This window comes from Pedobacter sp. SG908, from assembly GCF_011759615.1.
Lineage (GTDB): Bacteria > Bacteroidota > Bacteroidia > Sphingobacteriales > Sphingobacteriaceae > Pedobacter > Pedobacter riviphilus.
On record NZ_JAAOYY010000003.1, the window covers coordinates 21,563 to 45,678 of the forward strand.

The 24,116-nt window shown below is 37.3% G+C and carries 18 protein-coding genes; 3 read left to right on the top strand and 15 right to left on the bottom strand.

What is annotated here, in order from left to right; all coding sequences use genetic code 11:
* Nucleotide 1: 1 nt before the first annotated feature.
* Genes FHT21_RS20810 through FHT21_RS20820 form a run of 3 tightly spaced genes read right to left on the bottom strand, consistent with a single transcriptional unit; the run spans nt 2 to nt 6,484 of the window.
* A complete protein-coding gene (locus FHT21_RS20810; RefSeq protein ID WP_167296674.1) occupies nt 2-1,201 on the bottom strand; it encodes a DUF4959 domain-containing protein in 1,200 nt (399 codons plus the stop codon).
* A gap of 25 nt (nt 1,202-1,226) precedes the next feature.
* A complete protein-coding gene (locus tag FHT21_RS20815) occupies nt 1,227-3,212 on the bottom strand; it encodes a RagB/SusD family nutrient uptake outer membrane protein (protein ID WP_243854072.1) in 1,986 nt (661 codons plus the stop codon).
* Nucleotides 3,213-3,232: 20 nt separating this feature from the next.
* Nucleotides 3,233-6,484 (bottom strand): TonB-dependent receptor, encoded by a 3,252-nt coding sequence (locus FHT21_RS20820; protein ID WP_167296675.1) that lies wholly within the window; start codon nt 6,482-6,484, stop codon nt 3,233-3,235.
* Nucleotides 6,485-7,213: 729 nt separating this feature from the next.
* On the opposite strand from FHT21_RS20820, the gene ettA reads away from it, so the two are divergent.
* Nucleotides 7,214-8,893 carry an energy-dependent translational throttle protein EttA gene (ettA, locus tag FHT21_RS20825; RefSeq protein WP_167296676.1) on the top strand — a complete coding sequence of 560 codons (1,680 nt, stop codon included), beginning with the start codon at nt 7,214-7,216 and terminating at the stop codon, nt 8,891-8,893.
* Between the two features lie 124 nt (nt 8,894-9,017).
* On the opposite strand, the gene FHT21_RS20830 is transcribed toward ettA, so the two are convergent.
* The 7 genes from FHT21_RS20830 to FHT21_RS20860 form a co-directional block, all read right to left on the bottom strand.
* Complete coding sequence (locus tag FHT21_RS20830) at nt 9,018-9,404, bottom strand: hypothetical protein (protein WP_167296677.1); 387 nt, start codon at nt 9,402-9,404, stop codon at nt 9,018-9,020.
* Nucleotides 9,405-9,423: 19 nt separating this feature from the next.
* A complete protein-coding gene (locus tag FHT21_RS20835; RefSeq protein ID WP_167296678.1) occupies nt 9,424-9,771 on the bottom strand; it encodes a hypothetical protein in 348 nt (115 codons plus the stop codon).
* A 325-nt stretch (nt 9,772-10,096) separates the two neighbouring features.
* Entirely contained in the window at nt 10,097-10,834 is a 738-nt protein-coding gene (locus FHT21_RS20840) for a GDSL-type esterase/lipase family protein (RefSeq protein WP_167296679.1), read from the bottom strand.
* Nucleotides 10,835-10,894: 60 nt separating this feature from the next.
* On the bottom strand, nt 10,895-13,585 hold the full coding sequence (locus FHT21_RS20845; RefSeq protein ID WP_167296680.1) for an outer membrane beta-barrel protein: 2,691 nt from the start codon (nt 13,583-13,585) through the stop codon (nt 10,895-10,897).
* Nucleotides 13,569-13,802, bottom strand: a complete 234-nt coding sequence (locus FHT21_RS20850) for a DUF1456 family protein (RefSeq protein WP_029274124.1) — start codon at nt 13,800-13,802, stop codon at nt 13,569-13,571. Before FHT21_RS20850 ends, FHT21_RS20845 begins: the two co-directional genes overlap by 17 nt.
* A gap of 97 nt (nt 13,803-13,899) precedes the next feature.
* Nucleotides 13,900-15,204: a DEAD/DEAH box helicase gene (locus tag FHT21_RS20855; protein WP_167296681.1), complete on the bottom strand. Its 1,305-nt coding sequence runs from the start codon at nt 15,202-15,204 to the stop codon at nt 13,900-13,902.
* A gap of 50 nt (nt 15,205-15,254) precedes the next feature.
* Nucleotides 15,255-15,473 carry a hypothetical protein gene (locus FHT21_RS20860; protein ID WP_167296682.1) on the bottom strand — a complete coding sequence of 73 codons (219 nt, stop codon included), beginning with the start codon at nt 15,471-15,473 and terminating at the stop codon, nt 15,255-15,257.
* 214 nt (nt 15,474-15,687) lie between these two features.
* Here FHT21_RS20860 and FHT21_RS20865 point away from each other — a divergent pair, with 214 nt between their 5' ends.
* Together FHT21_RS20865 and FHT21_RS20870 are read left to right on the top strand one after the other, a co-directional pair.
* Nucleotides 15,688-16,161, top strand: a complete 474-nt coding sequence (locus FHT21_RS20865) for a ribonuclease H-like YkuK family protein (RefSeq protein WP_167296683.1) — start codon at nt 15,688-15,690, stop codon at nt 16,159-16,161.
* A gap of 456 nt (nt 16,162-16,617) precedes the next feature.
* Nucleotides 16,618-17,085, top strand: a complete 468-nt coding sequence (locus FHT21_RS20870) for an SRPBCC family protein (protein ID WP_167296684.1) — start codon at nt 16,618-16,620, stop codon at nt 17,083-17,085.
* A gap of 10 nt (nt 17,086-17,095) precedes the next feature.
* On the opposite strand, the gene FHT21_RS20875 is transcribed toward FHT21_RS20870, so the two are convergent.
* The 5 genes from FHT21_RS20875 to FHT21_RS20895 all read right to left on the bottom strand — a co-directional run bounded on the left by FHT21_RS20875 (nt 17,096) and on the right by FHT21_RS20895 (nt 23,913).
* Entirely contained in the window at nt 17,096-17,674 is a 579-nt protein-coding gene (locus FHT21_RS20875) for a DUF4468 domain-containing protein (protein WP_167296685.1), read from the bottom strand.
* A gap of 92 nt (nt 17,675-17,766) precedes the next feature.
* Nucleotides 17,767-18,792: a porin gene (locus FHT21_RS20880; protein ID WP_167296686.1), complete on the bottom strand. Its 1,026-nt coding sequence runs from the start codon at nt 18,790-18,792 to the stop codon at nt 17,767-17,769.
* A gap of 36 nt (nt 18,793-18,828) precedes the next feature.
* Nucleotides 18,829-20,235, bottom strand: coding sequence for an ammonium transporter (locus FHT21_RS20885; protein ID WP_167296687.1), 1,407 nt, complete (start codon nt 20,233-20,235; stop codon nt 18,829-18,831).
* 367 nt (nt 20,236-20,602) lie between these two features.
* A complete protein-coding gene (locus FHT21_RS20890; RefSeq protein ID WP_167296688.1) occupies nt 20,603-21,550 on the bottom strand; it encodes a TIGR01212 family radical SAM protein in 948 nt (315 codons plus the stop codon).
* Between the two features lie 926 nt (nt 21,551-22,476).
* Nucleotides 22,477-23,913: an amino acid permease gene (locus FHT21_RS20895; RefSeq protein WP_167296689.1), complete on the bottom strand. Its 1,437-nt coding sequence runs from the start codon at nt 23,911-23,913 to the stop codon at nt 22,477-22,479.
* Between the last annotated feature and the right edge of the window lie 203 nt (nt 23,914-24,116).

Below are 24,116 nucleotides of genomic sequence, written 5' to 3' on the forward strand. Positions count from 1 at the left end.
GCTATCGCGGATCTCCATAACATTGAATCTCAGAAATGGATTGAAAAGTTGTGCCCTGCCAGTTTTTATTAGATTTAATGCGCAGATAACGGAATTTTTTACCAACAGCTCCAAAAGTATAACTGATACCGGCATTGGCAAAGGCATAATCTTCTGATGTTTGAACACCATAAGCACTACCTGATGGTTTTGTAGATTTATATGATCCAATCATTACCCAATTATTAAAGCTACCATCTGCAGGAGGGTTATCCGATGCCCAGATCTCAAAATCCTTTAAATTTCCACCATAATAATACATCCTTCCGGCATTCAGATATTCAGGATAGTTCCACACCACAATTCTGCTTAAAACAGCAGGTTTTCCGATATCGAAAGTTACCCATTGTGGTGTTATCTGTGTTACATCTGTAAGTGAACACCTTGGCCAGTCAATAAAGTTATTATCCCACATATTCTCTAATGCAGTTGAAGTGTAAGTCTGCACTGCATCTGTTGGAAGTTTTAACGCTTTATACAGCGATTTAGAAAGTGCTGTTTCATACAGTGGCTTTAAGGTAGTATATAAGGTATCACTATAATTTAACCACCTGTCGCGAATAGTAATGGCAAATTTACTGCTAAGTGTGTCCAAACCACGAATTGACTGGTTAATATCTGCCGCAGAAGTGTATATGTTTTTACCCAGCGATTCATATTTACCATTTTTCATGATCATTACTTCAATGGATAAATCGGCTTTGGCCGGATTGCTTGATGTAAAGTTAATCCCTGCAAAATCAGGTATCACTTTTAGGTTTCTGAACACCCCCCTAATTGGATTTTCCAAAGGTTTTATTTTAACAATTTTTGGTGCTGAAGCGACCTCACTTCTGTTTACAGCATAAATCATCACTTCATGTTCATTGGTATCGCCAAAGCCTTCTACCAATAGGCTGCTGCTATAATAAGATGCTTTAACTTCAGCCTGCGTACCATTTGCTAGTTTATATACCGCCTTAACATAAAGCAAATCCTTGTCAGTAGGTAAGGTATAGCTAATTTTTGCATTTGCCGGACCGTTCTCTACTAAAATGTTGGAAACCTGCCCTGGTGGCGTTTCATTCTTTTCGAATGGTATAAGTGCCTCCTGCTTACATCCTATAAATGATACTATCATCATTGATAGCACCCAAAAAAATAGTTTATTAATCTTTTTCATATTTTTCTATTGATTAATGATAATTTTACCATCCAGGGTTTTGTACCAGATTAGGGTTAACTGTCAAATCATAAGTTCTAATTGGCCACAAATAATCACGCGGTGCTATAAAATTCTGACTTAATACCGTTCTCACACGATAATAAGACTGCTCGTCAGGCTGGTTTACACTCCATGCTGTAATGGGCTGGTTAAACATCTCGGCTGCACGTTTCCACCTTCTGATGTCCCAATAGCGGCTACCTTCAAAAGCCATTTCAATTAAACGCTCCTGTTGAATAATCTGGCGCATACCATCTTTAGTGGTATATTTTGATGGATTGGTTGAATAGTTCGTCCATGATGTTTCTACACTTTGTAAACCTGCCCTGGTTCTGATTTTATTAATATAATTATATACATCAGAAGAAGGACTTGACAAAGTCTCATTTAATGCTTCCGCATACATCAGATATAAATCTGCTAAACGGACCTCCGGCCATGCATAAGTTCTGTATGTTGCCCCGCTGTTGCTTTGCGACATATTCCAATCCACCACTTTCTTAACAAAATAACCAGTTTCATTATACCAGCCAAAGTTATTTGCGCCGGCCAATTGTGTAGATTTTGCTTCAACTGTATAGGTATTTTCATCAGAGCCTGAAGGGCTGTCATATTTGTACCAGGTAGCGCCGTCAAATGCTAAATCGGCATAGAAACGTGGCTCTCTGTCAAAATTTAATCTTGCAGTATTATACCCTTCTTTGATGTAAAAACGCTCAGCTTTTACCGCTTTCCTAATAGTATAGCGATTACTGAAATCGAGTGTTTTATCTTCATTGATAGGTACTCCGTTTTTTGAATAAAACATCTCTGCAATCTTAATAGGCGGCGCTAATTGTTGTCTGGCTGATCCTACCGGGATCGGATCTGAACCTTTCATTAAACGTGGCATAGCTACCTGTTGCATAAATGATGATAAACTATTTGGGTTAGCCCAAACATGCTCAGAATTTTGAGCAACTCTTTCCGTCAAAGCTCCTCTGATGGTAAGCTGCCTCAATGTACTGTCAGATAATTTAAACTGTGACCCAGGAAATTGATATAATTTAAATCCTGCACTTTCGGCTGCATCTACCGCAGCTTTTGCCGCATCCTTAGCCTTTATCCATTTATTAGCATCGTATGTAGTATTAAAAAGGGCAACTCCATCTTTATCCCTGAAGCCTGCATAATCTGTATTTCCATTAAACAACGGGCTTGCCGCTGTGAGGAGTAATCTAGCCTTAATTGCAAGTGCGATAGGTTTTGTAATACGTCCCAGCTCATTGGTCCTATCGGTAATAATCATGGGTAAGTTGGTTGTCGCTTCATCCAACAAATTATTCACATAATTTACACAATCATCAAAAGGCATCCTTTTAATCCTTACTTCCTCAACAGATGCATCAAGATTCAGATTTTTATCTACGATTGGAATCGGGCCATACATACGCAGCAGCAAAAAGTTATAATATGCTTTTAAAAATTTTACTTCTGCAATCCAGCGCTGTCTTTCATCCAATTTAAGATCCGGAACTTTGGTTTGATCCTGTACATTATCCAAGAAAATATTACAAGTTCTGATCGCTTTGTATAAACCAAAGTTATCATTATATCCTCCTCCCTGATAACGTCCATTCCATGCATCCATTAATGGATTGTCGGCATTCTGGCTACCTCTGGCTATACGCCAACCATAAGAGATAAATTCCCGCTCTTCTATATTTGACCAGATTTCATCCCCAGCCATAAACCCCATATTATATAATGGTTCGCCGTCTTTAGGCAAAAAGGAATAACAGGTAAATAAATACTTTTCTGCCTCACTTCTTAAGGTAAATGCATTGTCTATTGTGGCCACGTTATCAGGAACGATATCCAGATACTTTTTACACGAGCCCAATAAAACTAAACTCAGCATTAAAATGGTGGCAAACCCCATTAAACCAGGCTTCTTTTTATTTTGAAATAATATTTCGGTACTTTTCATTGTATTTTCTTTAACAATCTTTAAAAACTTAAACTCACACCTAAATTGTATACCGTTTGTACAGGGTAACCTAAACCGTTTCCACCCATTTCGACATCCCATAAGCTAAATGAACTAAATGCGGTAGGATTACTGGCATTTAAATAAAACCGGGTAGCCTTGATTCCAAGTTTGTTTTGGATTCTAGTTGGAAGATTATAACCAATCTCTACCGTTTTTAATCTTAAAAATGATCCATTACGCATCCACCAGGTTGATGTTTGATTATTATTAGCAATAAATTTATCGCTCAATCGTGGCCAGAATGCATATATATCACGATTTTCTTCACTCCAATGGCTCTTGGCAATCACATCAAGAAGACCATTTTGCGAACCTCCGTTAAATACAAAAGGAGAAATATTTTGCGGATTGATAAAAAATGATGAACGGGCAGAACCTTGGAAAAAAGCAGAGATATCAAAACCTTTAAAGCCAAATGTTCCTCCAAAACCATAAATAATTTCTGGTGCTTGTGGTAGTCCGATAGGCACAGCATCCGCTTCTGATATGATACCGTCCCCATTTACATCTCTGTATTTGATATCACCACCACCGTAATCAAGTCCAGGTTTACCGGCAAACTGCACAGGTGAATTTTTGGCTTCAGCATCGTCAACAAATAGCCTTTCTGCGATATATCCAAAAGTTTGCGTACTTGGTAGTCCTACACGGGAGCGGTATGCCTCATTTGTATTATAAGCAGGCTCATCGTTGATTAAGATTTTATTAGTAGCATAGGTAAGATTACCTCTTAACTGCAAATACATACCGTTTCCAAAAGACTTGTTATAATTAGCCGAAAAGTCAACTCCCCTGCTTTCCATCTCATTGGTATTGGCCTTAACTGCCGCCTGAAGTCCCATTGTACTTGGCACATATACCCTATCTGTTAAAATATTTGAGCGGTTTTGTTTATATACATCAATATTGAGACTTAATGCATCAAACAGGGTCATGTCCAAACCAAGATTGAGTTGCTTAGATTTTTCCCATGTGATTAAAGGATTTGCATAACGAGAAATAGAGATACCATTTTTATAATAAAAGTTATTCTCTCCAAATGTTCCGCCAAAATCTCCATTATTCATGTTTACCTCTGAAAGATAGAAGAAACGATCCTGAGTTCTTCCAATTTGATCATTACCGGTTATCCCATAAGTGGCTCTTAATTTTACATTGCTTAATACTTTGCTCAATGGTTTGAAGAATTTTTCATTTGAGATCAAATAACCCAAACCAAAGGATGGGAAGAAACCAAAACGATTATTTGCAGCAAAACGCTCCGATCCATTATAACCAAAATTGAATTCTGCCAGATAGCGATTATCATATCCATAAGTTGCACGTCCGGACACGCCCTGATTACGGGATGGCAACGACAACTGAAGACTTCCTGCATTCGCAGCCAGATAATTCCTCATATTGGTAATCAACATTCCGGTTACCGCGTGTTTCTCTTTAAAAGTATGATTATAATTTACAGCTACTTCTGTATAAAAAGTAGAGTTTAAACTTTTAGTTCCTTCTGAATAATTAAGATATTCTGTTCCTGTAAGTCCATATGTTGGAGGTGCACCACTATTTAATAAGTTGAGCATAATATCTCCACCTGCCGGATTAGGAACAGCTGAATAGTAAAAAGGATTATAATTGCGCGCAATATCAAAATAGGAATACCGGATTACGTAAGACATCAGTCGCGCACTTAAACCTGGTAGTACCCCTTTTAAATCTTGCTTTAGTTCAATTTGTGTTTGTAAGGTTGAAGAATTGTTATCCTGATATCCTTTCACCATTTCTGCGTAAGGATTAATATAAAGTGATCCACTAGGAGAAATTGCGTTACCGAATAGAGGATGTTTGGAATAGGGCTGATAACTTGCAGGATAAACTGCAGGGAACATCACCGGATTTGACCAAAGTGCCTGATTAAAAATCTTCTGACCGCCATTGATTTTATTTCCCTTATCATCAAAACCGCCAACCGGGCCTCTGTAATCATCAAACTGACCATAGACCCTCACAATAGCTTCCGTAGTGTTGGTTAGGTTTATATTAACCGTAGATCTCAATGAATAGTTTCTAAGTTTGATGTTACTATTGAAATTATTGAGATCTGCCACTTTCAGTACCCCATTATCAATATTATAAGTACCCGAAATATAATAGCTTGCTTTACTTCCACCACCCGTTACGTTCATATTATAACGTTGGTTAAATGTATAATCCTTAATTAACTCTTTTATCCAGTTATTATTTGGATATAAAAGCGGATTCTCACCAGCCGCGGTAGCATCAATTTTAGTCTGCAGGTAAGGCAATATCGCCAATCTGCTCCTGGTCAAAGCTGCTTCGTTAGCCAATTTCATATAGGTAACATTATCGGCGAATTTGAAATTTTTCGTATTGCCGGATAATGAAGTTTCAGCACGGAAAAAATATTTGGTTTCTCCAGCCTGTCCTGCTTTTGTTAAAATCAAAAGTACACCATTTGCACCCCTGGCCCCATAAACTGCTGAAGCAGTTGCATCCTTCAACACGTTGAATGAGGCAATATCATCAGGCTGTAAACGTGCCATATCATTTTGAGTAGATTCTACACCATCAATCAAAATTAACGGATCTTGCTTACCTGCACCGAAACTACCCAACCCCCGAATAAAAAAAGACGCATTATCTGCACCTGGTTCACCACTACGTTGATAAGCAATCATACCAGCCACTCTTCCTGCCAGCATTGTTGTCAGGTTACTGGTTGGTCCTTTTAGCTCTTTTGGGTTAATGGAAGTGATGGAACTGATCACACTGGTTTTTTTCTGTGTACCAAAACCAACCACAGCAACGTCATTAAGTGTATTCGCATCCGGCTTTAATACTACGCTAATAGTATATACTCCATCACTTCCGCGTTCATAGTCAGCAATGCTTTTTGTTACTGCTTTGTATCCCACTAAGCTAAAAAGTAATTTTCCAGATTTTGCAACCTTAATGGTATAGCGTCCCTGATCATCTGTGGATATTCCACGGCTTGATCCAGATACCTTAACGTTTACCCCGGGTAAACCGCCTACAGTATCTCTCACCACCCCCTTAACAGTTACTTCACTTTGTGCAGAAGCAGAAAAACAAAAGCCCGTGAACATTATTATGCCCACAAGCGTTCGGAAAACGCTTCCACGGAAAAATAAACAGCCCGAATTTTGAGCCTTCTTTTTGTAGATTTTTCTCATTGTTTGATTTTAGTTTGATATAGTTTGTCGATTAGTTTATTCATGAGCATACCAATCACCATATGGTCAAACCTTATGATGGCAGATATTCTTACTTTGCAAAACTCAGCTGAAAGCTTTTCTAGTTAGTGAAAGAGCTTGATGATAAATTAGGCAAAATCATCTATTATAGAGATAACTATAAGCAGATGTTATTCTAATGTTTTTAATAGTTTGGTTTTCTTCATATGTGCATTATTATATTTGGTTGGTTGCAACAAATTAACTACTAAAATCCCTATCCGAGTGAGGGGCAATATGGTAATTTTTAGGGGCCAAATTAATATGAAAAGCCTTTCAACTACTCAATTAAACACATTTCATCAAATTAAAACGTTTAACTAACGTTTATTTTTTTTCGAAAAAAAATTATTACTAACGCACGAAGTTTTGAAGAATACAGCAAATGGTTATAATACTTGTTAAAGTTTAGATACCCTCTGGTTTCGATGACATTATAATATAGCAGGATTCTAAGTCCTTTAATTAGAAATTATGATCCAGCCATCGTCAAAAAGTTATGATATACTTCATAAACCACTTTGTAATGGGCTTGTTGTTCTTATCTTTGTAAGCAATTTTGGCGTTGCCATTATTTGGTTGGGCAAAATCAGTCTGTAAGAAAAACTGTTACCTTCCTTTAATATCAATCTTAGCATTAAAAACTACTTTAAAAACAATACAATTATAATGTCTGACGAAAAAATAATCTTTTCAATGGCAGGAGTAAATAAAATTTACCCTCCACAAAAACAGGTTTTAAAAAATATTTACCTTTCTTTCTTTTACGGGGCTAAAATCGGGGTTATCGGTTTAAACGGCTCTGGTAAGTCATCCCTTTTAAAAATTATTGCCGGTTTAGATAAATCTTATCAGGGCGAAGTAGTTTTCTCGCCAGGTTATTCGGTGGGTTATTTAGCACAAGAACCGATCTTAGATCCAGAAAAAACCGTTCGCGAGGTGGTTGAAGAAGGCGTTGCCGAAGTTACCGCCATTTTAAAAGAATACGAAGAAGTAAATGAGGCCTTTGGTTTGGAAGAAAACTATTCTGATCCTGACAAAATGGATAAGTTAATGGCCAGACAGGGCGAACTTCAGGATAAAATCGATTCTTTGGGCGCCTGGGAAATTGATTCGAAATTGGAAAGAGCCATGGATGCCTTACGTTGCCCTGATCCTGACACTAAAATAGGTGTATTATCGGGAGGTGAACGCCGCCGTGTGGCCATGTGCCGTTTATTGCTTCAGCACCCTGATGTATTATTATTGGATGAGCCTACCAACCACTTGGATGCCGAAAGTATCGATTGGTTAGAGCAATTCTTACAAAACTACGAAGGAACCGTTATTGCAGTTACCCACGATAGGTATTTCTTAGATAATGTAGCCGGATGGATTTTAGAGTTAGACCGCGGTGAGGGTATTCCATGGAAAGGGAATTACAGTAGCTGGTTAGATCAGAAAGCAAAACGTTTATCGCAGGAAGAGAAAACAGAAAGCAAACGCCAGAAAACTTTGGAACGTGAGCTGGAATGGGTACGTATGGCACCAAAAGCACGTCATGCAAAATCTAAAGCACGTTTAGCCAACTACGATAAATTAGCTTCAGAAGATGGCAGAGAAAGAGAAGATAAATTGGAGCTCTTTATTCCTGCAGGCCCACGCCTGGGTAATGTGGTAATTGAAGCAACAAATGTTACCAAAGCTTACGGCGATAAAGTATTGTTCGATAATTTAAACTTCTCCCTTCCTCCAGCAGGTATTGTGGGTATTATTGGTCCCAATGGTGCAGGTAAAACCACATTATTCCGTTTAATTACCGGACAGGAAGAAGCAGATGCCGGTACTTTCCGTGTTGGCGAAACGGTTGAGCTGGGTTATGTAGATCAGATGCATAATGATTTAGATGCCGATAAAACCGTGTACGAAAATATTACCGATGGATTAGACAATATACAATTGGGAAATAAAGCAGTTAACGGACGTGCTTATGTTTCAAAATTCAACTTTAATGGTGGCGATCAGCAGAAAAAAGTGGGTATTTTATCGGGTGGTGAGCGTAACCGTGTGCACTTGGCCATTACCTTGAAAAAAGGAGCCAATGTATTGCTATTGGATGAGCCAACCAACGATATTGACGTGAATACTTTACGTGCACTAGAAGAAGCCTTAGAAAACTTTGGTGGTTGTGCCGTAGTGATCAGTCACGACAGGTGGTTTTTGGATAGGATCTGTACACACATTCTTGCTTTCGAAGGTAACTCTGAAGTTTACTTCTTCGAAGGTAACTATTCAGATTATGAAGAAAACCGCAAAAAGCGCTTGGGCGATGTTACCCCAAAACGCATCAGATATAAAAAATTAAATTAATACAAAGTCCCGATTTTCATCGGGACTTTTTTGTTTGAGAAGCGTAATTTGAAATATATTTCCAATTTCACCGAAGTCAAGTTTAGCGTCATTTTACTATAAAACTTGACTTCTTTTATTGCCACTACATAGATGGTTGAAAAGGATTTGGCCTTTGGTTTTCTTTCGCTTTGCGTTTCCCCCTAAAAAAGAAGTACAGGTTAATAAACAGCATAATTCCAAGATAAATGGCAAAGCCACCAATTTTAGAGCCCAATGCCTCAATTAAATTACGGTAATCGTTAGCGCCAATCGTAATCTTCATAATGAGCAGTGCGAAACCAATGTTCAATAGATAAAAACCCGTTTCGAAGAGCTTGTTCGTCGCATTGGCAATCTCTTCTCTTCCCTTAAAAATATCTAACATATATACCTTACTGTTTTTGAACAGCGTTTTTGAAACATAAAAAGTCAAAAAAAGTGCAACTGGTAAATAAACTGCGTAGCCGATTAAAATTTTTGTCGTTTCCATAATTGAAAATTTTAGATTGTTACTTTATTAATTTATGAATGGTATTGGTAAGCAAATAGATATTTAAATAGTGAAGAACAGACAGGAGGCAAACAATGGTGGCCACTTTTACCGCCATCACTTCTACAAGCTGCTGCGATGAAAGGATTGTCTCCCACCCTATTAACGTCATGGCACAGTAGCCAATATTCACCAAGTAGTAAGAAACCAGTAACGATTTATTAATCTGCTGACAGAGATCGAGATGATCGGGAATGAGTTCGGCTACAAAGATATTTCCGTTACGGTAACATATTTTTCCTACTACTACGATGATGAATACGATAACCGTTATAAAGATGGCATATCCGAGTACATTGTAATCCATAACCAGCAATTTTAAATTATTTAATTTTCAGGAAAAACTGAAAGTATAGATTAAAAAAATACGCCCCTTTGGAGGCATTCTTAAAAATATAGTATACTCTTTTTCCTTTCACCATGTAAAAGTAAGTCAAATTTACTAAACTTTCAAATATTACTGAAAATTAATTACAAAAGATCACTTCGTTACCATTAACAAACTTAATATAAGAAACATCTTTCCTTTGGTTAAGCAAAGGAAAAATGTTTTGATTTACATTGGTCAAATTTCTGCATCATGTTAACTGATGAACTTATAATTAACAAGTGAACTAATGGCCAATGAACTTCTAGCGACTATTTTTCAAGGCTTTTTTCACCGCAGCATCCGTCACTTCCTCCATTATTTTATAACCTGCAAGGTTAGGATGAACACCATCAACTGTTAGTTCAGCCCGCTGTCCTTTCCTTTCGTCTACCAGCGGCGTCCAATAATCCAAAGTGGTGTAATTTCTATCTTTGGCATAGGCCTCAATTTTTTCATTTAAGTTCACAATGGAATCGGCCGCTTTAATACGCTTATTCCATGGATATTCGTAAACAGGCAGATATTTACAGAGTATTACCTTAATATGGTGCAACCGCGCCAGTTCTGCCATCGATTTAATGTTATCCATAATCTTATCAGTGGTAACATGACCAGTATTGCCCGCAATATCATTACTACCCGCCAAAATAATCACCACTTTTGGTTTAAGGTTAATTACATCCTGCCGGAAACGGATCAGTAACTGCGAAGAGATCTGTCCGCTTATTCCCCTATCCACATAAGAATTGTTATTAAAATATTCAGGATCTTTCTGTTTCCAGAATTCAAAAATCGAACTCCCTAAAAATACCACCCGCTTTTCTTTTCGGTTTGGAGGTGGCAAAAGTTCATTCTCTTTCTGGTACTTTGTAAGGGCCGCCCAATCATCGGCAAAGTTTTCTTTTTCAGGTTTATTGTTTAAAGAATCCGCTTTCTGAGCCTGGGCAAACAAACTGCCTGTAGAAATCAGCAAGATAAAAAACAAGAAATTACTTTTCATGGGGATATGTTATTGGTAAACGAGCGAAACGCTAAACTAAATAAACCGGGTTTAATTATTCTATTCGTCGACATTAAAGTTACCATTCGTTTTACCTTTTTTATTTCCAAACTGGCTCAGGTTATAACTCAAGGTAGCTTGTACAAAACGGCTGATAAACCTTGTCCTGTTCTCGGAAATGGAGTTATTGGTAATGCTGGTGCTAAAAAGTGCCCCCTGATTAAATAAATCGTTCGCCTGGACAGAAAAAAGGAGTTTGTTGCCCTTAAGGAACGAAGTATTTATTCCCATGTTTACCAGTAAAGGATTACCGGCATACAAACTATATCCAAAATTCAAGCTTTTAGAAGCCGACGCATTTACCCGAAAATGCTTGTCGGGGATCCAGCTGACACTTCCACTCAAAGCCACAACCTGTACATTTTTAATGTTTTGGTTCATTACCGAATAGGTATTTGAACTGAAACTATATGACGCACTGGTATTAAAAGAATATTTTTTCTGATTGAGGTTAAACCTAAATCCATTCGAAACGTTAATGCCGCTACTCCTGTTCAATACATTATCGGTATAAAAAACATTGTGGCTGTAAGCAACATTCCCATTTATAGATAAAGACAGTTTATTATCAAGCATTCTTTTGTTGAAAGAATAATTTCCTCCCACATTATAAATGCCGTTCACATTTTCGTAGGTGGTTTGTTGCTTTAAGCTGTTCAGCGTATCCCTGAGAAAAACTGTATTGCTTACCACGCTGTTAATGGCGAAAGTTCCCGATAAGCCAGCCATAATACTTAAGCCAGATTTCGTACTAAATTTGTTAAAACTCAGATCAGCAGTGTGGCTCGATGTCGCTTTCAGGTCGGGGTTACCAATAATAAGGTTCTGTACATCATTATTGTTCCTCACTGGCTGCAGTTTATTAAAATCAGGCGAATTGGTATAACCATTATAGCCAAAACTCAAGTTTCCGTTGTCTTTAATCTGATAGCTTAAATTGGCCGAAGGAGAAAAATTCAGCTGATAATTTTTGAGTTCCTGTCCGGTGTTCTGGTATTTACCAATAATGATGCTTGGCGAAAAATTAAGACCAAAATTATAACTGATCCGGTTGCTATTGGTATTGTAACCGATGCTGATGTTCTGGTTAATGAAATTCGATACATAATCCTGCCCTGATGAATCGACCACAAAACTATTTCCCAATGGACTGGTAACGGACGTAGTTTGCAGGTTCCTGCTCCTGCTTACCGAAAAGCGATAGGAAAAATTGATAAAACTGTATCCGCTACTATCATCTACCTTTTTTAAGGAGTTTGAAAACTGGATATTTCCACCAAAGTTCGAATTTGAAGTATTGTTATCTACCAAACGGTTTAATAACGAATCTTTAACCAGTACATTTGTAGTTTCGTTATAATAACGGATAATATCGTTAATGGTACTGTTGCTATTTCCGCCACTGCTGCCAAAATTGAAACCCATGGATAGCGAACGTTTATTATTGGCCAAACGTCTTGACCAGTTGATGCTTCCATTAAGATTTGGATTACTATTGCGGGAAGCCGAATTGGAAATAAGATCCTGTTTGATATAGCCTGTTTTATTGGAGGTGGAAAAAGCATCATTCCTGATATTGGCCAAAGAGCCGGCCAGCGAAGCATTGAAATAATTCTTTTTTGTAGCACCGTTTAACCCCAGGTTAATGTTATTGTTTAAAGAATTAGAGTTATTGGTACTTTCCCTTAAATCGTTAATGGTTCCCTGTGGGTTAAAAGTTTCGAGGTAATTGCTCTGAATGGATTTATTGGTGCCGCTGCTAAAATTATAACTCCCGTTAACGCTAAATTCTTTTGAAATTTTATCCCTGATATTACCATTCAAGGCACCATTATTCATCTGGCTGAACTCATTATTGGTAATGCCATAGCGACCGCTAAAACCAATCTGTTTTGTTTTTTTCCATATACTGCCGTTGGTTCCCAGATTATGCGCATTGTTGGTAGCAGAATTCACATTCATTCCCCCAAAAATACCCTTATCCATGCCAGGCTTGGTAACCAAGTTCAGCATTTTTTGAGGGGTACCGATTTTAATGCCGGTAAAATTAGCTTCATCGCCATAATCATCAATTACCTGTAGTTTGGCAATGATATCTGCTGGTAACTGCCTGATATAATCCTCTACATTGCTGGTAAAAAAATCTTCACCATTCACCCGAAGCTTGGTCATTTTTTTTCCCATTGCCGTAACAGCACCTTTTTCATCAACCTCAATGCCCTGTAACTGTTTTAAAAGGTCTTCAACCTTGTCGTTTTCCCTAATGGTATAAGCGCAGGCATTATACTCGATGGTATCTTTTTTGATTTTAATGGGATCAATCTTTACTTTAACCTCTACATCTTCGAGGCGGATGCTTTCGGTTTTAAGCATAATTGGATCCAGGTTGGAACTTTTTTTGGAAGATTCGACTTCGTAAATTGATGCATAAGGTTTATAGCCCAACGCCTTTATGCTAAGATAGAATTTGTTGTGTCCTACTTTTGGGAATGTAAAATTGCCTTTCGAATCTGAATTAGACCGTAGGGTATCCTTATCGGTAATCAATTGGATACTTACCCCCTCAATAGGCTTTCTTAAAGAATCGGTTACGTGGCCGCTTATTTTAAACTGAGACTGAGCGAGAGCGTTAAAGGAGAAAGTGATCAGTATAAAAAATAATAAAAAGCATAAATTATTGCTTTTTCTCATCCCTCGGACCTCTTTTATAAATTACCAGACCATTTAAAAAATTACGCAGGATCTGATCGCCACAGGGTTTAAAATTTTCGTGGTCTTCATTCCTGAAAATATCGCCCAATTCTGCCTTGGTTACCTTAAATCCAACGAGGTCGCAAATGGTTATAATATCCTCTGTTTTTAATGATAAGGCCACTCTCAGTTTTTTTAATATATCGTTGTTGCTCATTGCTAATTGTTGTAAAGTTATAATGTTGGAATGTTTTAAAGCTGCAGAATACTTAAAACTTTTAGTTGGCTACCCAGACTCCCGATTTCGGATTAATCTAACTCGCTACTTCTAATTTAAGTTTTTTCCCTTTAATTTTTTCGCCGCTTAATGCTTTTAATAATTTCTCTACTTTGCTTCTTTTAACCGCGACGTAACTCGTAGTATCTTTAACTTCGATCAAGCCAAGATCTTCCTTTGTTAAATTACCTTTCTGCAAAAATAAACCTACAATATCAATTTTGTTAATTTTATCCTTTTTGCCATGTGCAAGATATAAAGTTATCCAATCGCTGGCTTCTGGTAATGTATACTGCTCTGATAAAACTTCTTCTTCAATATCATCCGGTAAATATTTATAATGCTCTTCTGTAGTTAAAATAGCGTATGCTGTTCCTTTTGCATGCATCCTGGCCGTTCTACCATTGCGATGGATATAAGCATCTTCAGTGTAGGGCAATTGATAATGTACAATATGCTCTACTTCAGGAATATCTAGACCACGGGCGGCTAAATCTGTTGTAATTAAAATCCGATGGCTACCATTTCTAAATTTAAGCAATGCCTTTTCACGATCGAACTGTTCCATCCCACCGTGAAAAACATCGTGACCTAAACCATTTTCGAAAAGTAAGTCGCTTATCCGATCTACCGTTTCCCTATGGTTACAGAAAACCAATGTATTTTTACTACCTATTTTACTCAGTAATCTGAAAAGGTAATCTAGCTTATCGGCTGCAGGTGCAGTTATTTTTTTAAGCTTTAGATCTGGTTTTGCTTCGATATTTTTTGAAAAATCAACTTCAACAGGCACATTTAACTTTACAAAAGCCGGAATTTCCTCCATTTTGGTAGCAGAAGTAAGTATACGCTGTTTTAACGAAAGCAGTGAGCCGATGATGTAAGACATGTCTTGCTCAAAGCCAAACTCCAGCGCTTTATCAAATTCGTCTAAGATTAAGGTCTCGATAAAAGATTCGTCAAAGTTTTGATGTTCTAAATGGTAAGCTATCCTACCAGGTGTTCCGATCAGGACAGCAGGTGGATGTGCAAGATTATTCTTTTCTATCCGTACGGCATGCCCACCGTAACAGCAGTTTACTTTAAACGGAGTACCCATTTGTTTAAAAACCTGCTCTATTTGTAAGGCAAGCTCTCTCGACGGTACCAAAACTAAGGCTTGCACGCCCTTAACTCCGGCTTTTAGGTTGGAAAGTAATGGCAATAAAAAGGCCAGCGTTTTCCCCGAACCCGTTGGCGCAATCAATATCACATCTTTACCAGTCTTGGCTGCTTTTACAGAAGACTCCTGCATCTCATTAAGTGCAGTAATGTTTAATTTTTTTAAGGCATTTTCTATCATTCCGCCATAAAGGTAATCATTTCTCTTTAGGGCTAAAACGGCATCCTTTTTTAGGGCTTGAAAAATCTTTCCCTGAGTTTCCGCAGGGTAGAAAAGTTTAATCTTTTCTCGAGCAACATTAACATATTACCACGTTTAGACATTGATGATATCACTTTTTCGTTAACCGCATCAACTGATGATAAGATCTTGTCAGCCAGTTCATCTGCAAATTTATTCGCTCTGCTATTTTGTAATAACTGGAACTCTTGAATCAATTCTGCTCTCATAATTAAGATTTTTTAATGAATGTACAAATATTAACGGACCGAATAATAATTTGTTTCAAGAAATAATAAGTCCATCTAAACTATTATCACTAACTTGTTGATAACTAACTTTTTGTTAGCAAATAAACAATCTGCACTTAACACATATTTAATTTTTAGCGCCTATTTTTATAAAAACCTGATTACCATTCGTTAACCTCAAAAACTCAAATGTATGACGTGGAAAAAATTTAGTGGTGAAATTATTCAGTCTTCAATCCTCGAAGAAGTAGAAAATGCGATTATCAGAGAAACAGAAAATGGCTATAAGCTTAAAGTTTGCATCGGTACCGATTCGCAGGTTAAAGGGGCAGTAACCGATTTTGCAACCGTAATTGTTCTGTTAAGAGAACACCATGGTGGTTTTATGTACATCCACCAGGAAAAGAGCTCACAACAGGTAAGCATTAAAGAAAGAATGTTAATGGAAGTACAAAAATCTATTGAAACAGCTTACTCTATTTGCGATTTACTTGACATTTATGACGTAGCGCTTGAAGTACATGCCGATATCAACACGAGTCCATCGTTTAAATCGAACAAGGCACTTAATGATGCAATGGGATACATTTTAAGCATGGGCTTTATCTTTAAAGCTAAACCGGAAGCATTTGCCAGTTCTACCTGTGCGGATAAGATGGTACATTAGCAGAAAAGCTTTGACAAATTTCTTAGTCTAATACTAGAAATTTGTCAAAGCCGATCTTTTTTATAAATAACATATAGTTTTTTTTTGGAAAGCAGTTGCAGTAGCTTTTGATTATTGTAGTCCCGCTCCCGCTTCTGCCGATGAAATATCGGCATCTCGCTCTGATCGGGTTTAGGGGGCTTAAACAGTGCAGCTATCCGGGGTAAAATAAACATAGCCGATATCAATCTCCTTACAAATTATACTGCTAAGTCTTCGACTACGCTCAAACTGACATACATTTAGTATATTTCCCTAACTTTATGCCATCTAGTGGTCTTCGTGGTAAAAAAGATGTAAAATGGATAGCACACTCAACTCTGCGATCTCTGCGCCTTCATTCTGCGAACTTTGCGGTTAAACCTAAACTATTCTCAACAAAACTGCATCTTTGTTGTTGTGCTTTAAAACAAAAACTTGAAAACATATAGATTAGAATTTACCCAAAAACTCCCTGCCGATTTAGATACCGCATGGGACTTTTTCTCTTCACCATTGAATTTAGCCGAGATTACACCGAATAACATGACATTCGAGGTAACCTCCCCAAACATGGCCAATACCAAAATGTATCCCGGCCTGATCATTACTTACAAAGTTTCGCCCTTATTCGGTATCAAACTAAACTGGGTAACAGAAATAACGCATGTTAAGGATAAAGAATATTTTATAGACGAACAGCGGTTTGGTCCATTTTCATTCTGGCATCACCAGCACCATTTCGAAAAGGTACACGACGGTGTATTAATGCACGACATTTTGCATTACGGCATCGGTTGGGGACCAATTGGTAACATTGCAAATGCCTTGATCGTAAATCGTAAAATCAATGAAATTTTTAAATTTCGATCTCAGAAAGTAGAAGAATTATTTGGTAAACTTTAGGCTGAACCAACTACCATTGTTTAGTAGAAATGGTTTCGGCTTTCTTCTTGGCTTTTTCGACTCTGTTGGTGGCTAAATACTTTTTAAAATCATCGCCAAATTTTTCAACTTTAAGATAAGTGCTATTTAAAATATCTTTCCATGCACCTGCGTTCAGCTTACCTGGCGTACGCTCTAAAGGCACACCAATTTTTGTAGTTGGCACAAAATTCCCGTAACGATCTCTCTGGTATGGAATAAACAACATATTAGTTAGCCAGAATCTATATCTTCCATTACGTGCCTCAAAAACAAAACTATAACTTACCTCTCCACTGGGATGGCCAGCAACTAAAATTGTTTTATCAATTACTATCGTGCCTTTAGCTAAAACAGAAGAATCGGTAACACTTTCCTGAATCATCGATTTTTTATAAGCAACATTAACGAAAGCTTTTGCTCTTTGCAGTAAAGTATCTTTGCTCAGCAGTTGGGAATCTACAACCTTATAATAGATAAATTTACCGTTATCATCTTTTGAAAACTGTTTTTGCTGTGCAGATAATTGAATTGAAAAGGCGGCAAGAATAATAAAAAGAAGATATTTCATGTAAAATCGGTTAATAGATAAATCTAAATATTTAAAGGTAAGAAAAAGCCGTCCCGATTTCACATCGGGACGGCCTAATATTATTTATTTCCTTAAAAAGCGTAAACTGCCGCTAAAGAGAACTGACCTCCATTTGGTGCAGCAGCGCCACCTTCTTTAAAGAAAGGTTTATCGCTATTGTGGTCTAATCTTACCTCTGGAATAAAGGTTAAACCACCAGATTTAATGTTTGCGGTAAGTGTTACTGCCGTAAAGGCCGTAGCTGGAACTGCACCTGCTGCTTTAAATTTGAAATATTCACCTCTTAACCCTAAAGTTACCGCATCTAATACAGCGTACTGCGGGTATAAAGCAGCACCAGCATAACTTCCTGGTACAGCACTATCCTTAATATCATAATTAGCGGCATTTAAACCTAATTTAAACTTTTCCGTAATCTGATATGCAGTAGTTAAATCCACAATGGTTCCGTACCCACCGAAACCCGCGCCCGATAAAGCATTAATGTAGGCTGTCCAACCTTCTACCGGTGCAACCATTAACTGACCGCCAATAGCCGAAACACCTCGCGATGCACTGTAAACATTCCAATCATTAAATAAACCAGCCATTAAACTTACTTTATCGCTGAATTTATAAGTTGCTTTAATACCTGCATTTTGGAATGGACCATTAGTAAATAAGTATGAAGTTGAGTAGTTGAAGTTTCCAACCGGAGAAATTACCTCATATCCAATAAAGGTACCCATGTAACCAGCAGTCATGCTAAATTCATTTGTGAACTCGTAGTTAACATATAAATTCTGGATATTAAATGAAGAACCACCAGCAGCGGCATCAGGAATAGATTGCGATTGTCCTCTCGGGCCAAAAGAAAGCTCTCCAACAAATGAAGCCTTGCCTGTTTTTTTCTTCAGCGCAATATCGATCATCCCTAGCGATACTGAGTTGTGATCTGTTACAAAAGATGTCTTTGCATTTAATGGATTCTTAGCAAAATCATATTTAAAGTACGTATCTACCGACCCTGAAATTTCAAGTGGTGATGTAGTGGTTTCTTGAGCCTGGGCACACGTAGTGCTGGCCATTGCAAAAATAGCTGTTAAAAGTTTCTTCATGTTTGAGCTTGATTTGAGTTTAGATATATAAAGTCCTTAAGAAATTGATTCTGTTAATGGGCTGTTTTTTTCGATATAGATGGCTCTCTCTTCTACCAGTAAAGTACCTTGAGAGTATTTTTCATCATGCTGAGAAGCATCAAGACCTAGTTCTTCTTCTTCTTCAGAAACCCTGATTGGATTGATCAGATTTACCAGTTTGAAAATAACGAACGATACAACGAAACTGAAGATGATTACGATTACAGCACCTTTTAGTTGTGTAATAAAGAAAGCTGGGTTACCATAAAATAATCCGTCAGCACCTGCAGCATTTACTGTTTTTGTAGCAAAAACACCAGTTAACAACATACCAACAATACCACCTACACCATGACAAGGGAAAACGTCTAATGTATCATCCAAACTGGTTTTTTGTTTCCATGTAACTACAAGGTTAGAGATAACTGCAGCAATAGCACCAATAAATATACTTGATGAAATACTTACAAAACCTGCACCTGGTGTAATGGCTACCAAACCAACTACTGCACCGATACAAAAGCCTAAAACTGAAGGTTTTTTACCTCTTGCAACATCAAAGAACATCCACGATAAACCTGCAGCACCTGCAGCAGTATTTGTAGTTAAAAATGCCGAAACAGCTAAGCTACCTGCGCTTAATGCAGAACCTGCATTAAATCCAAACCAACCGAACCATAATAAACCAGTACCAATTAATACATATGGAATATTAGCCGGTGGAACTTCTTTATGCTCTAAGTGAGATTTTCTACGTTTTAAAACCAATGCTCCTGCTAAAGCCGCCATACCTGCAGAAATGTGTACTACTGTACCGCCTGCAAAGTCTAACACACCCATTTTAAACAAGAAACCTTGTGGGTGCCATGTCCAGTGAGCCAAAGGAGAATAAACAAATATTGCGAACAAAACAATAAACAGAATGTATGAAGTAAAACGAATACGTTCTGCAACTGCTCCAACTACCAAACCTGGCGTAATAATGGCAAACATTAATTGAAACACAGCAAATAAAGAAAGCGGAATAGTTAAATCCGATCCTCCTTGAAGATGTGGTGCTCCAGAATTTACACCTTTGAAGAACAAAAATGTTGATGGATTTCCGATAAAGCCACCAATAGTATCTCCAAAAGCCAAACTAAAACCAACAACTGTCCACAAAACTGTAATTACTCCTGCCGCTACAACACTTTTAATCATTGTGGATAATACATTTTTACGGTGAACCATACCACCATAAAAGAATGCAAGACCTGGGGTCATTAAAAATACAAGCGCTGCTGCGATTAATATGAATGCAATATCAGGTCCACTATACTTGCCTTCATCAAAATTAGGGAGAAGCGGAATAAATAGAGCGAAAATCGCGACGATCATTAAGATCGCGAAAGGCGCAAACTGTTTAAAGGAGAATTTACTCATAGTTTTTAGTTTAATTTGTTTGTAATATTTAATTATTAATCAAACGTTTGACAATAATTGATCAAACGTTTGATTTATTTTTATAAAAATACGATATATTGTAGTTTTTACACCATTAAATCAAAATATTTTAATAAAAACAAATGATTTTTATAAAATAGAGCAAAAATTAACCGTAAAATTAAAAATAACAAAAAATTCAACGGATTTTAATGTAAGTTTTTAATAAAAACAAAATCACATATTAACCATCATTTATCCAATTTTAGCTAAAATTTGTAATTTTTAACCTAAAAAACTCATCAATAACAGAAAAACCCATGAAATTTCATGGGTTTTTCTAAAAATTATTAAAAATTTTATCTTTTTAAGAAAAATAAGCAGATCCTTGAACTATCCCTCTTTTTTCTATTTCTTTATCCATATACGTTTGAATTGCCGATTTATTAAGCCCCCAGTTTGGTGCAATTAGCAAATCCCAGTCTGAAATACCAAAAAGACGTTGAATAACAATATCTGGACGCAAAAGCGGGATCAACTCGCAAAGCAGATCAGTATATTCTTCGAGTGAAAATAACTTAAAAGGCTCTTTTTTGTATTTAGCCCCCATTATAGAACCCTCTACAACATGAAGATGGTGAAATTTAACAAACTTAATTTGTGGAAAACGGTTAATTTCATGAATATAACCATACATCTGTTCTCTGGTTTCCCAAGGGAAACCAAAAATAGTATGTACACACAAATCAAGCTTACTGTCTTTTAAAAGCTCAACCGCAGCAACAAATTCGCCATGACTACAGCCCCTGTTAATCTGATCAAGGGTTTCATCATAGATAGATTCCATACCCATCTCCAAGTCTACGTCAAAACGATCGGTATAACTTTCTAATAAAGCTACCTTTTCGGCATCGATACAATCAGGACGGGTACCCACTGCAAACCCCACTATATCTTCGGTATTAATAGATAAGACCTCATCGTACATCATCTTTAAATAATGCACCGGAGCGTAAGTATTAGTGTTCGGCTGAAAATAAACAATATACTTATCAGCTTTATAAGAAGTTTTAGCCCTTAACATGCCTTCGGCAAGCTGATCTTTAATATTTGGATTTTTACGCGAAGGTTCTGGTGTAAAAGAATCTACATTACAATAAGTACATCCACCGTAACCCTTGCTACCATCGCGATTAGGGCAGGTAAAACCACCATCTACAATTACTTTAAACACGCGCTGCCCTTTATACTTTTCGCGCAAATACGTGCCGTAATTTTTATACCCCTTTATCCCTGAATCTACAAGTGTTCCCATTAATTGCAAAAATACGCTTTTTGTTCGAGACACGAGGTTAGATTTGAGATATTAGAGCGGAGATGTGAGATTAGGCCTACAATTAGGGTTAGGGGAAAACACACTGCTGCTCATTAAAGTTTAAAAATTCTATCTTTTTTTAGAAAATCAACACCTGTGTTTCATTTTCATGTCAGGCCCGCCGCAGGTGTCTGGCAGGTCTTACACCCAGGCCGGTATTTGCCATGTCGGGTTTAGAATAAGTTCTTACCTGCACAGACCTAAGCTAACTAAACCCGGTAGCAGCGAGCACGAGGCAATAGTTCATTGCCGAAGTAAAGCGGATAACGGGGCTTTCGGAACCTATTGATACAGAACCCTGCTTTTCAAAATGTAAAAATTAGATTTGGGGCGGTAAGATTTAGCATATATATAAGGTAGATGGTTTAGGGTTTAGGTAAACAACCAGCAACTCAACAGCGTTCAAAAATTTAGTTCTTTTTTTAGAAAAGCAAAACCTGTGGTTCTTCGCAGTGCCAGTCCCGCCACATGCTCATACGCCTGCAGGCCTTAGGCGCGGGGCCGGTATCCGCCATGTCGGGTTTAAAATAAGCTGTTACCTGCACAAACCTAAGCTAACTAAACCCGGTAGCAGCGAGCACGAGGCAATAGTTCATTGCCGAAGTAAAGCGGATAACGGGGCTTTCGGAACCGATGGATACCAACTCTTGCTTTTCAAAATCAGATTGAAGGGGTTAATATAAGATTGAGGTCTAAAAGCCGGGTTGACAAGCAGTATTCTTTAATGCAAAAAACCTCGCAGTTTTTAAAGTCTGCGAGGTTCCGTAATAAATTCTTCATCTCGTACCGTCATCCTGAACTTGTTTCAGGATCTATCCTATCACTAAGATGCTGAAACAAGTTCAGCAGGACGACCCTGGCTAACCTTACTGTTCTTTTTTGTTAATGAAAAAGTAGACCGGTACACCTAGCAAAACAATCACAAGCCCAGGCCAGGTATATTGTTGTTTATAAATGAGCAGTAAAATGCAAAATGCCGCCCCTATTAATAAATAAACAATTGGAGTAACTGGATATAACCAGGTTTTGTAAGGTCTTTCAAGTTTAGGTTGTTTTATCCTTAAATAAATAACCCCAAAAACAGTTATCATATAAAAGAGTACTATAACAAAAGAGATCATATCTAACAGATTGCCATACTGCCCACTTAAACATAAAGCAGATGCCCAGATCCCTTGCATCCAAAGCGATTTTTCCGGAACACCATTTTTATTGTTTTTAAGCGCTGCTTTAAAAAACATTCCATCTTTTGCCATAGTCTGAAAAACCCTTGCCCCTGCTAATACAATTCCATTAACGCAGCCAAAAGTAGAAATCATCACCAACAAGGCAATTACAATTGTACCAATTCCATTACCAAAAATTTGTTCTGAAGCGGCAACAGCAACCCGATCATTTAATGCAAAAGCAATACTATCTCTGTTTAGGGTATTGAGATAAATAAAGTTGACCAATAGATAAAGAATCATTACTGCCGAGGTACCTAAAACCATAGAACGTACTACATTTTTTTTAGGATTTTCAATCTCTCCTGAAACGAAAGTTACGTTTTCCCAGGCCACACTCGAAAATACTGAACCTACCATTGCCGCTGCAATTCCACCCATTATAGTCATCCCTGAAATAGATTCCCATCCAGATTTTAAGAAATTTCCACTCGAATCTGTTTTAAGATTATTAAAAGCACTAGACCCAAAACCTAAATTTTCAGTCCAAAAGCTATTTTTTACTAAGAAGAAGCCTAAAATAATTAAAGCAATTAAAGCAACAATTTTAGATCCTGTAAAAATATTCTGCAATATTTTACCACTTTCAACACCCTTTGTATTAATATAAGTTAAAAGCAGAATAACAGCAATGGCAAGAATCTGTATCCAGGTAATTTTATAACCGCCGCTTTGGAAAATCGGAGCAGCATCGTTTAATGCAGGGATTAGATAAGCCGTAAATTTACCAAAAGCAACGGCAACGGCTGCAATAGTTCCGGTTTGGATTACAGTAAACAAGCCCCAACCGTAAAGAAACCCCATCATTTTGCCAAAAATCTCTTTCAGGTAAGTGTATTGTCCGCCCGCTTTAGGAAACATAGAAGAAAGCTCCCCATAAGAAATTGCAGCTGCAACTGTCATCACCCCAGTTATTACCCATACCACAATCAACCAGTAACCAGAACCTAAGTTTCTCATTATATCGGCACTGACAATAAAGATCCCGCTTCCGATCATCGAGCCCATTACCAACATTGTAGCATCAAAAAGGCTTAATTTTCTCTTAGAAGGTCCATCTTCTTTTTCAATTTTCATCTTTAGTTTGGTTTAGTTTGTGGCTAATTTATTTAAAAAAAAGAAAATAGGAGCGCTTCAATTGTATTATTTTAATTGAGCAAAATTTTATTTGTCTTGGCAATGAAAATTTTAATCACAAGAAGAATATTTTATTATCTTGCTAATTATAAGTCCGAAGTCCATAGTAGATTAACGGATTAAAGAAGTTCGGAGTTTAAGCG